Here is an 8,237-nt window from a genome sequence, read left to right as displayed (position 1 = left end):
AAATGGGGCGTCTATGCCTTCTTCGACTACGACGGTGAGCCGATCTATGTCGGCCAGACCAACGAGCGCCTGCGCACCCGCATCCGCCGCCACTTGACCAACCAGCGCACCGACGCCGTGGCCATGTCGGTGCTCGACCCGTTCGAGGTCTTCGAGATCGAGGTATGGCCCCTCCCCCAGTTCCAAGATTCAAACCGCTCCGACCTGGCCGCCCGGCAGCACCTCGATGCGCTCGAGCGACTGATCACCGACCGCGCCGTCCAGGGCTCGCAGTTCAAGGCTATTCTCAACGAAAAGGACCCGCCGCCCGGCGACCTGGCCGTCGAGGCCCCGCCGTCCTTTCGGGCCCGCATCGTCTCCGACCGCGTCTTTGAGCTCCGCTCCCACCCCGACTTTCGCATCGCCCGCCGCTCCCTGATCCTCTCGAGGCTCGCCCAGGTGATTTCCGAGCGCAAGGTTCAGGGCGGCCTGCGGCGGGTTCTCCTGACCCAGGCCAAGCGGCTGCAGTGGCTATCGGCGCGACGGTATGAGGCGCTTGGCGGCGCCGCCTCCGTGGCGGTCGAAGCCGAAGGCGAAGAAGTCTAGGATGGGCTCGCGCGCGGTGAACCGGTGATCGCGCCACACCCTGCTGAAACCGCACCGAAGGACGGCCGTGTGATCCGCGGCTGGTTCAGGTGTGGGCGCGGCGCGCGACTGGCCGCCGTCAGCTGGTGCCTTGAACGATCCGCTTGGGTCGATCTTGTGGGCGAGCCGGTGCCGAAAGACGAAGTGCTCAAGGCCTGGGGTGAAGACTAGCCAGCTCAAGCCCGACCAACCGCCGGCTCCGCCGGCCCTACTCAATGAAGGCCGCAAGGAGCCTGGCCAAAGGCCATGGCGGGACGCGCCGTCGAGCGGCCGGCGGCGCCTGAAGGCGCCCGCCAGGGGGCGGACCCGCAGGAGCCGCGAAGGCGGCGGGACCGAGCACGCCCGCCGGTCGCTCTCCTTATTCCGGGGCGTTGCGGGGTGTCCCCGCTCGAAGGGGTCGGCCGAGACCTCAGGCTCGGCCGCAGGGGAAGGCTTTCCCCCAACGCGCTTACGGCCTGAAGACCAAAATCCCCAAGCCAAGCAGGACGACACCAGCCAGAACAATCTCGGCGTAAACCCACACAGGCCGTGGGCGCCGAAGGCGTGCGCCCCGGCTAAGACGAGTGGTCGACTGGATCATGCCGCTATTAGACGCCATGTAACCCAAGACGCCAAGACGAGCCCCTCCAATCGTGACCCTCCCGCCTACACGCTCCGTTTGCATGGATTTTTAATGACATTCCTTGCAAACTGACTGCGGAGGCCTAGATTGGAGCCATGAGCAAGTTCGACCAGTTCAAGGCCAAGCTCCGCCCCGGGCAGACCTATCGCCGGGCGGACCTGGCCCAATGGTCGACGGCGGTCGATCGTCACCTCAAGGAGGCGGTGCAGGCCGGCGTGCTGACCAAGCTGGCCGGCGGCCTCTATTATGCGCCCAAACAGACGGTATTCGGGAAGGCCCCGCCTGAGGACGATACCCTGGTGTCGACCTTCCTCAAGGGCGGCCCGTTCCTGCTGGCCTCGCCCAACGCCTACAATGCCCTTGGGGTCGGCACGACCCAGCTGCACAACAAGACCGTGGTCTATAACCACAAGCGCCACGGCAAATTCGCGCTCGGCGGCCGCACCTACGATTTTCGGATGAAGCCCGCCTTCCCGAAGAAGCTCACGGCTGAGTTTCTGATGGTCGACCTGGTCAACAACCTCGATCAACTGGGCGAGAGCGCCGAAGAGGTGCTGACCCGCGTCAAGGCGCGGCTGGCCGCCAGTGACCGGGCGCGCGTGAAAAAGGCCGCCCAGTCCTACGGCTCCGAACGGGCCAAGAAGTTCTTCGCCCGCGCGCTTGCTGAGGTCGGAGCCGAGGTTGGAACCCAGGATGCCGCGTGATTTCCTGCACAACCATCGTCAGTTTGCCGATCTGATCCGGATCGTCGCCGAGGCGCAGGGCATCGCGCCGGCGCTGGTCGAGAAGGACTATTGGATCATGCAGAGCCTCTACGGCCTGCAGCAGCTGGGCCTGACCTTCGAGCTGAAGGGCGGCACATCGCTCTCCAAGGGGTACGGACTGATCAGCCGCTTCTCGGAAGACATCGATATCCGCATCGAGCCGCCGGCCGATCCGCCGGTGATGACCGGCCGCAACCACGACAAGCCGGCCCACGTCCAAAGCCGCAAGGATTTCTACGATCGGCTGGCGCAGACCATCGTCATCGACGGCATCACCTCGGTCGAGCGCGACCCGGCGTTTGATGACCCTCGCCAATATCGCAGCGCCGGCATTCGCCTGACCTACGCCAGCATCAATGGATCGGTGGAAGGCCTGAAGGACGGCGTGCTGCTGGAAGTCGGCTTCGACGATGTCGCGCCCAACGAAGCCCGCAATATCAGCTCGTGGGCCTATGACTTCGCCGCCAGCCGGGTGCAGATCCTCGATAACCGGGCCCAAGCCGTCGCCTGCTACCACCCTGGCCACACGCTCGTGGAAAAGCTGCAGGCGATCTCCACCAAGTTCCGCCAGCAGCAGGAGACCGGCGCGTTTCCGCCCAACTTCATGCGCCACTACTACGACGTCTATTCGCTGCTCCAGGATCCGAGCGTGCAGGCGTTTGTCGGCACGCAAAACTATCTCGACCACAAGGCCAAGCGGTTCCCGAAGGCCGACAATCCGGTCATCGCCGAGAACGAGGCCTTCGTGCTGAGCGACCCCGAGACCCGCGCCACGCTGCAGAAGGCCTACGCCGCGTCGAGCGCGCTCTATTTCCGTGGCCAGCCAGCCTTCGACGACATCCTGGCCGAAATCTCCAAGTGGGCGCCGAAACTGTAACGCTGCCGAACCGTGTCTTTAAGCGCAGCACCCCTTGCCACCGCCCTCTTGGATCGGCGGACAGGGCACGTCGCCGTAGGAACAGTAGACGCAACAGTCGCCTGGCTTCGGCTTGAGGACCACACCGCAACCCTGGCAGTCGTAGAAATACTGGCAGGCGTCGGTCGGCATGGTCTCGGTCGCCTGGTGACCGCACTGCGGACAGGTGAGCGTGGAGCGGAGCTCAGTTTGCATGTCACTCATCCACGGGCGCTCCGGATCAGGGCCAGGGCCCAGGGCTCGATGATCGGCTGCCAGATCAGAGCAACAAGAACGAGGAGGGTGGCCGCACCGAGTAAGCCGATCCCGAGCCGCGATGGCGCACCGCAGCTGCTATCGATTCGGCACGTCCGCGCACGCCTCCAAGTGACCACCCAGCCCACGCCGATCACGGCCAGCGCCGCGAGCGTAATCCAGGTCCGCTGCCCCGCAAACCAACCCAGGCCGCCCAGGCCAAGGCCGGCCAGCGCCAGCGACATCGGCAGAACGCAGCACGCGGCCCAGGCAAAAACCGCACCGGCCGCCGCCGCGACCGCCGCCCAGCTCAACGCCGTCTCGGCAGGCTTATGGCCTGGTGCATCTCGCCGAGCTCGAAGCCCGCTACTCGCCGTCATACCATTCGTCTCCTGGCGCCCTTCCCGGGAGGATGCCATCTGTAGTGACTACAGACTCAAGCCCTAATCGAAAGCCACGCTTCCATGGCCGACCAAGCGATCCAGATCGGAGAGCTCTCACGCCGCACCGGCTGCAATATCGAGACGATCCGATACTACGAGCGGATCGGCCTGCTGCCGGCCCCACCTCGGCGCGGCCGCTATCGCAGCTATGGCGGCCAGGACGTGAGCCGCCTGGGCTTTGTGCGCCGGGCGCGTGAACTGGGCTTCACGTTGGACGAGGTGCGCGCTCTGCTGGGCCTGGCCGGCGGCGGGCAAGCCTCCTGCGCCGAAGTACGAACCCTCGCCGCGTCACACCTGACGGACGTCCGAACGCGGATTGCTGACCTGAAGCGCATGGAGCGGGTCCTGGCTGACTCTGTCCGGGCCTGCGACGCTGGGCAGGACCCGGGCTGTCCGCTGATCCAGTCCCTCTATGCGGAACGTGCGCCGTCGCCGGACAGCCTTGACCCTAAAACCATGTGAGGCCGCAGGAGCCTGGACGCAGGCCAGGCGGGGCGCGCCGTCGAGCGGCCGGCGGCGCCTGACGGCGCCCGACAGGGGCGGACCCGTAGGAGCCGCGGCACGCGGCGGGACCGAGCACGCCCGCCGGCCGCTCTTCGTTTGCGGGGCGTTGCGGGGTGTCCCCGCTTGAAGGGGGTCGGCCGAGACCAGAGGGCTCGGCCGCAGGGGAAAGCCTTCCCCCGTCGCGCCCGATGGCGCTGCGCCGCTAGCTGAACCGCAAGGGAAGACCTATCTCGCTATCGGATGAAACGGGGCCGAACGGCATGACGGAAGAGGCGGAAGTTGAGGACGACGATGTCTTCCAAGGCGTGAAAGGCGCCAACATCCAGGTCACGACGACCTATCCGATGGTCTCCGCCTGGGAATTTGAATTCCTCAAAGAAGAAGAGGTTATCCGGCAGCGCCTGGACGAGTGTTCGATCTACCTCTTGGTGCAGCGACCGCTGACCTATTTCGACAAGGTCGAATTTCGCGAAGGACGGCTTTTTTTCGAGATCGCCGACCGGGCGAACCCGCCGCTCCAGTGCCGCGTCGATCTGGTCGACCTCGGCATCTGCGCCCCGGGCGAGGTGATCGATGTTGAGACGGCCTGGCACACCAAGGAAACCCGGCAGACCCAGCCGCTTAGAGACGTGGCGGCGATCAGGCTATTCAGAAAGGATGGCACGTTCATCCTCTGGTGGAGCCCTCACAAAATCCTCTACGAGATGCTTGTGAAGGGGCTGAAAGTCGCGACCGCTGACGGTGGCCCGCGCTCGTTTCTCGACTTCAACGTGCTCTACGTCGGCAAGGCCTTTGACCAGAAAGTCTGGGATCGCCTGACCGGCCACGACAAGATGCAAAGGATCATGACCGTCCAAAACCCTGTCGGCGCCGCGCCTGCCGCGCGAGCGCCCTTCGAGGTGTCTCTCATATTGCTGACGGTTGTGGGCTTGGCCGAGATGATGGAGATCCCATTCATGGGGTTCGCGACGCCGCCGGGGGTCAAGCCCATTCTGCACAACCTCGATCTTGCCGACGAGGAAGGGCTCGGCCGCTTCGCGACCGAGCAGTTCGTAAAGTTGCGTGACGAGGCCATGACGCGGGAGGTCGAAGCCTACCTGATCCATCGCTTCAGGCCCGAGTACAACGCCGTGAAGTACAACAACTATCCCGACATCAAGGGCGGCATGCGGTCGAAGGGCTACAGCTGGACTGAGCTCGAGATCGAGGACCTTCCAGCCAAGCTCGCGACGGCTCACTCCACTTGGGACCTGATCGGCGAGGGGCAATACGAAGCTGTTTCAGATAGCTAAGCGGCACGCTCCAGTTGGGCGTATCGCAGGTCCCGGATTGAAGTAGCCACCTACGTGCGTATGGCCGACATTCGAAAGGCAGAAGGGCATGCAGGCGTGATCAGGCGCCTTAGGTGACGAACACCGGCGCAAACCCGCCGCCGGGCGTCCTGAAATTCGTGGTTTGGCCCTGATAGACCCGCGCCGCGGTCAGCAGCGGCGAGCCTCTGTAGGTGTAGACGCGAACATCGAGCTTGAGCGCTCTGATCTCGCCGTCGATCCTGATCCGGCGCTCGGACGGAACGGCGAGCTCCTGGGCGATGTAGCCGCCCTGCTGAACCTCTGCCCAAACGCCGCGGGTCATCTTGTCGCCGCGGTAGACCGCCTTGCCCCCGTGTCCGCCCGCCGGCTTGAAGAAGTAGCGCTTACGCCCTGACCACAAATCTTCGGCGTTCACGGCCGTCACCATCACCGTGCGGGGAACCGCCAAAAGGCTCTGCCGCTGATCAGGCGTTAGCCCGAAGCCGGCAGCGGCGGCGGGATCGGACAGCAGCGTCAGGTTCCGCTTGTCGGCGAAGAGCGCGTGGTTGCGGGGGCCGGGAGTCATTACGACTGCGCCTGCGAGGTAGGCGTCGCGTAGGGCTTCATGCTCGGCAGCTTCGAAGGAGAAATCCACCAGGCGATTGTAGACGAGGTCGACCGCCTCCCCGTCGTGCTGCAACACGCCCGCGGTAAAGCGAAGCTCGCCGGGATCCACGATCCAGACCTTGGCGCCGTGGCGCTCGAAGAACCGCTGGGCCAGCAGGAATTCTGGGAACAGGTACTGCTCACGGGGCCGGTCATCGACAATGGCAATCGAGCGCGGCTGGCCCGTCCGACCTTGTAAAGCCCATTCGGCCAGGAACATCGCCCAGACCGAGGTCTCGAACTCAGCCATAGGCGCGGCCCGCATCGCGTCCTCCGCCTCGCGGCAGCAGGCGCCCTGGGCGCGGGCTAGGAAGGCGTTCAGGAAGGCGCCGCCAGCGTTGGTGTTGACCTCGATCAGCTTGGGGCCATCGGCTCCAAGATGAAAATCATAGCCCATGAAGGCCGCCCGCGGTCCGAAGTCGTGGCGCGCGATGTCCGGCGCCCAGGCGAGCACCGCGGCTTGGTAAGCTGGATCCTCGGCGGCCGCTTCGACTGCAGCGACGACAGCAAGCATGGCCTTGAGGTCGTGGTCGGCCAAAAAGACCGGCATGGCCGCGAACAGATGCGGACGTGCCGCGAGCAGAGCGGCCGCAAGATCCGGCTCGGGCGCTTCCGCCTGGATCGCGGTGAGCAGCCGATCGCTGTCCAAGGTGACACAGAAGCAGCCGCTGTTGAGGACCGCGTCACGGTCGCTCACGCTTGGCGCGTCATCGGTCATGCCCGCCCCGTCGTGTCGACCGGCGCTTCGCCGCGCCCCAAGGCGGCCAAGGCCAGGCCCAGCGCCCACGCCAGGACCGGCAAAATCAAGAGCCAACGGAAGTCCGACCCGAGGGCGAAGTTCACGGCGCTCATCCCCGCCACGGATATGAGCCCGGCCAGACCGAGCAGCAAAAGCTCATACATCGCCATGGCTTTCCCCTGGGCGAGACGCAACGCCACCCCGGCGACAAGCATGCCAAGGGCCGCCATCTGCCCGCCCAGGACCGCGAACACCAGGTCCGGCCACCCCTCGAGGCGAGGCAGAAGCTCAGTCAATCGCTGGGCGGTCGCGCCCAGAAAGCGCAGATCTTCGGGCAGGAGGGGCGGTCGCAACACCACGAAATAGGCGCCGAGACCCAGCTGATAGGCCGCGCAGGCGCCTAACAGCCCGGCGGCGGCGTGTCGTAAGCGGAGCTGTGGCGAATGCGGGTCCGCGCGGGTCACCGTTCGAGGAAGGCCAGGGCGTTGAACGCCAGGGCCACCAAGGCGCCGCCAAGCGCGCCGAAGCCGAGCGACCAGCACAGGCCCGCCTCCAGGGCCGACGTCGAGCTGACTGGGGCCACGGTGAACAGCGACAGGTACATGTGGCTGGCATTGGCCCATCCGAGGGAAGCGGCGATCCAGCAAAGGACAAACAGCGCCCCAAGCGCCACAGCTCCGGCCGCTGCGCAGCGGACAACCGGCAGGCGGCCGCGGATCACGTGGGTGTCGGCCAGATTTGCCATGGAGAAGGGTCCTTCGTCTAAGGGAAGACTACCCCCATTGTATTGGTTCCGCCTTGATCTCGATCACGGCCTGTGGGGCTATGCCGTCTGCAGCGCGTAAGCCCCCTCCCCCCAGCCCGTGACCCGCATGATCTCCGACACCCGCCGCCCGCCCGGCGTGCGCGCGATGTGGATCACCAGGTCGATGGCCTGCCCAATCGCCCGGTGCGGGATGCGCTGCGTCACCTCGCCGATCAGGTCTTCCAGCCGGCTTAGCCCCTCCGCGGCGCTGTTGGCGTGGAGTGTGGCCAGACCGCCAGGATGGCCGGTATTCCACGCTTTCAACAGATCGAGCGCCGAGCCGTCCCGGACCTCGCCGATGACGATGCGGTCTGGCCGAAGCCGCAGGGTGTCCCGTACCAGGTCGGTCATGGTCACCGCAGGCTCGGTGCGCTTGGTCAGCATCTGGATCTGGTCGGCCGCCGAGCATTGCAGCTCGGCCGTATCCTCGATCAACACCACCCGGTCCGCGGCGAAAGCCGGCTCCGCCAGGATGGCGTTGGCCAGCGTGGTCTTGCCCGACCCCGTGCCACCGACGATCAGCAGGTTCTCGCGCGCCTCAGCCGCGGCCCGGATGATCTCGGCCTGGGCGGCGCTCATCATGCCGCCCTCGACATAGTCGTCCAGGGTGAACACCACCTCAGGCCGC

The 8,237-nt window shown here is 65.8% G+C and carries 11 protein-coding genes; 5 read left to right on the top strand and 6 right to left on the bottom strand.

Annotation, left to right across the window (positions count from 1 at the left end):
- From Q8L83_RS10650 to Q8L83_RS10640, 3 genes are all read left to right on the top strand, one after another.
- A partial coding sequence (locus Q8L83_RS10650) for a GIY-YIG nuclease family protein (protein WP_305286740.1) occupies positions 1 to 585 on the top strand: 585 nt, incomplete at its 5' end.
- A gap of 756 nt (positions 586 to 1,341) precedes the next feature.
- Complete coding sequence (locus tag Q8L83_RS10645) at positions 1,342 to 1,950, top strand: hypothetical protein (protein ID WP_305286738.1); 609 nt, start codon at positions 1,342 to 1,344, stop codon at positions 1,948 to 1,950.
- The gene (locus tag Q8L83_RS10640) at positions 1,940 to 2,887 is read left to right on the top strand and encodes a nucleotidyl transferase AbiEii/AbiGii toxin family protein (protein ID WP_305286736.1); all 948 of its coding nucleotides are present in this window, start codon (positions 1,940 to 1,942) and stop codon (positions 2,885 to 2,887) included. The genes Q8L83_RS10645 and Q8L83_RS10640 overlap by 11 nt, the downstream gene beginning before the upstream one ends.
- 18 nt (positions 2,888 to 2,905) lie before the next feature.
- On the opposite strand, the gene Q8L83_RS10635 is transcribed toward Q8L83_RS10640, so the two are convergent.
- Positions 2,906 to 3,121: a GDCCVxC domain-containing (seleno)protein gene (locus tag Q8L83_RS10635; protein WP_305326182.1), complete on the bottom strand. Its 216-nt coding sequence runs from the start codon at positions 3,119 to 3,121 to the stop codon at positions 2,906 to 2,908.
- A gap of 5 nt (positions 3,122 to 3,126) precedes the next feature.
- Positions 3,127 to 3,474, bottom strand: coding sequence for an MFS transporter permease (locus Q8L83_RS10630; protein WP_305286732.1), 348 nt, complete (start codon positions 3,472 to 3,474; stop codon positions 3,127 to 3,129).
- 150 nt (positions 3,475 to 3,624) lie between these two features.
- Between Q8L83_RS10630 and Q8L83_RS10625 the strand changes: the two genes are divergently transcribed.
- Positions 3,625 to 4,065, top strand: coding sequence for a helix-turn-helix domain-containing protein (locus Q8L83_RS10625; protein WP_305286730.1), 441 nt, complete (start codon positions 3,625 to 3,627; stop codon positions 4,063 to 4,065).
- A gap of 302 nt (positions 4,066 to 4,367) precedes the next feature.
- Complete coding sequence (locus tag Q8L83_RS10620; protein ID WP_305286728.1) at positions 4,368 to 5,399, top strand: hypothetical protein; 1,032 nt, start codon at positions 4,368 to 4,370, stop codon at positions 5,397 to 5,399.
- Positions 5,400 to 5,508: 109 nt separating this feature from the next.
- On the opposite strand, the gene Q8L83_RS10615 is transcribed toward Q8L83_RS10620, so the two are convergent.
- The 4 genes from Q8L83_RS10615 to Q8L83_RS10600 all read right to left on the bottom strand — a co-directional run.
- Positions 5,509 to 6,783 carry a hypothetical protein gene (locus tag Q8L83_RS10615; protein ID WP_305286726.1) on the bottom strand — a complete coding sequence of 425 codons (1,275 nt, stop codon included), beginning with the start codon at positions 6,781 to 6,783 and terminating at the stop codon, positions 5,509 to 5,511.
- Positions 6,780 to 7,268 (bottom strand): hypothetical protein, encoded by a 489-nt coding sequence (locus tag Q8L83_RS10610; RefSeq protein ID WP_305286724.1) that lies wholly within the window; start codon positions 7,266 to 7,268, stop codon positions 6,780 to 6,782. The genes Q8L83_RS10615 and Q8L83_RS10610 overlap by 4 nt, the downstream gene beginning before the upstream one ends.
- Complete coding sequence (locus tag Q8L83_RS10605; RefSeq protein WP_305286723.1) at positions 7,265 to 7,549, bottom strand: hypothetical protein; 285 nt, start codon at positions 7,547 to 7,549, stop codon at positions 7,265 to 7,267. The genes Q8L83_RS10610 and Q8L83_RS10605 overlap by 4 nt, the downstream gene beginning before the upstream one ends.
- Before the next feature lie 78 nt (positions 7,550 to 7,627).
- Positions 7,628 to 8,237, bottom strand: a 610-nt coding sequence (locus tag Q8L83_RS10600; protein WP_305286721.1) for an ATPase, T2SS/T4P/T4SS family, incomplete at its 5' end; no start/stop codon positions are given.

Source organism: Phenylobacterium sp. (genome assembly GCF_030680185.1).
Lineage (GTDB): Bacteria > Pseudomonadota > Alphaproteobacteria > Caulobacterales > Caulobacteraceae > Phenylobacterium.
Note: the sequence above shows the minus strand (reverse complement) of the source record. Positions and strands in the feature narration are given on the sequence as shown.

What these genes read in the sequence shown, in the direction of transcription:
- Q8L83_RS10645 (WP_305286738.1), top strand. Translation starts at nt 1,342, where the DNA reads ATGAGCAAGTTCGACCAGTTCAAGGCCAAGCTCCGCCCCGGGCAGACC.
- Q8L83_RS10640 (WP_305286736.1), top strand. Translation starts at nt 1,940, where the DNA reads ATGCCGCGTGATTTCCTGCACAACCATCGTCAGTTTGCCGATCTGATC.
- Q8L83_RS10635 (WP_305326182.1), bottom strand. Translation starts at nt 3,121, where the DNA reads ATGCAAACTGAGCTCCGCTCCACGCTCACCTGTCCGCAGTGCGGTCAC.
- Q8L83_RS10625 (WP_305286730.1), top strand. Translation starts at nt 3,625, where the DNA reads ATGGCCGACCAAGCGATCCAGATCGGAGAGCTCTCACGCCGCACCGGC.
- Q8L83_RS10620 (WP_305286728.1), top strand. Translation starts at nt 4,368, where the DNA reads ATGACGGAAGAGGCGGAAGTTGAGGACGACGATGTCTTCCAAGGCGTG.
- Q8L83_RS10615 (WP_305286726.1), bottom strand. Translation starts at nt 6,783, where the DNA reads ATGACCGATGACGCGCCAAGCGTGAGCGACCGTGACGCGGTCCTCAAC.
- Q8L83_RS10605 (WP_305286723.1), bottom strand. Translation starts at nt 7,549, where the DNA reads ATGGCAAATCTGGCCGACACCCACGTGATCCGCGGCCGCCTGCCGGTT.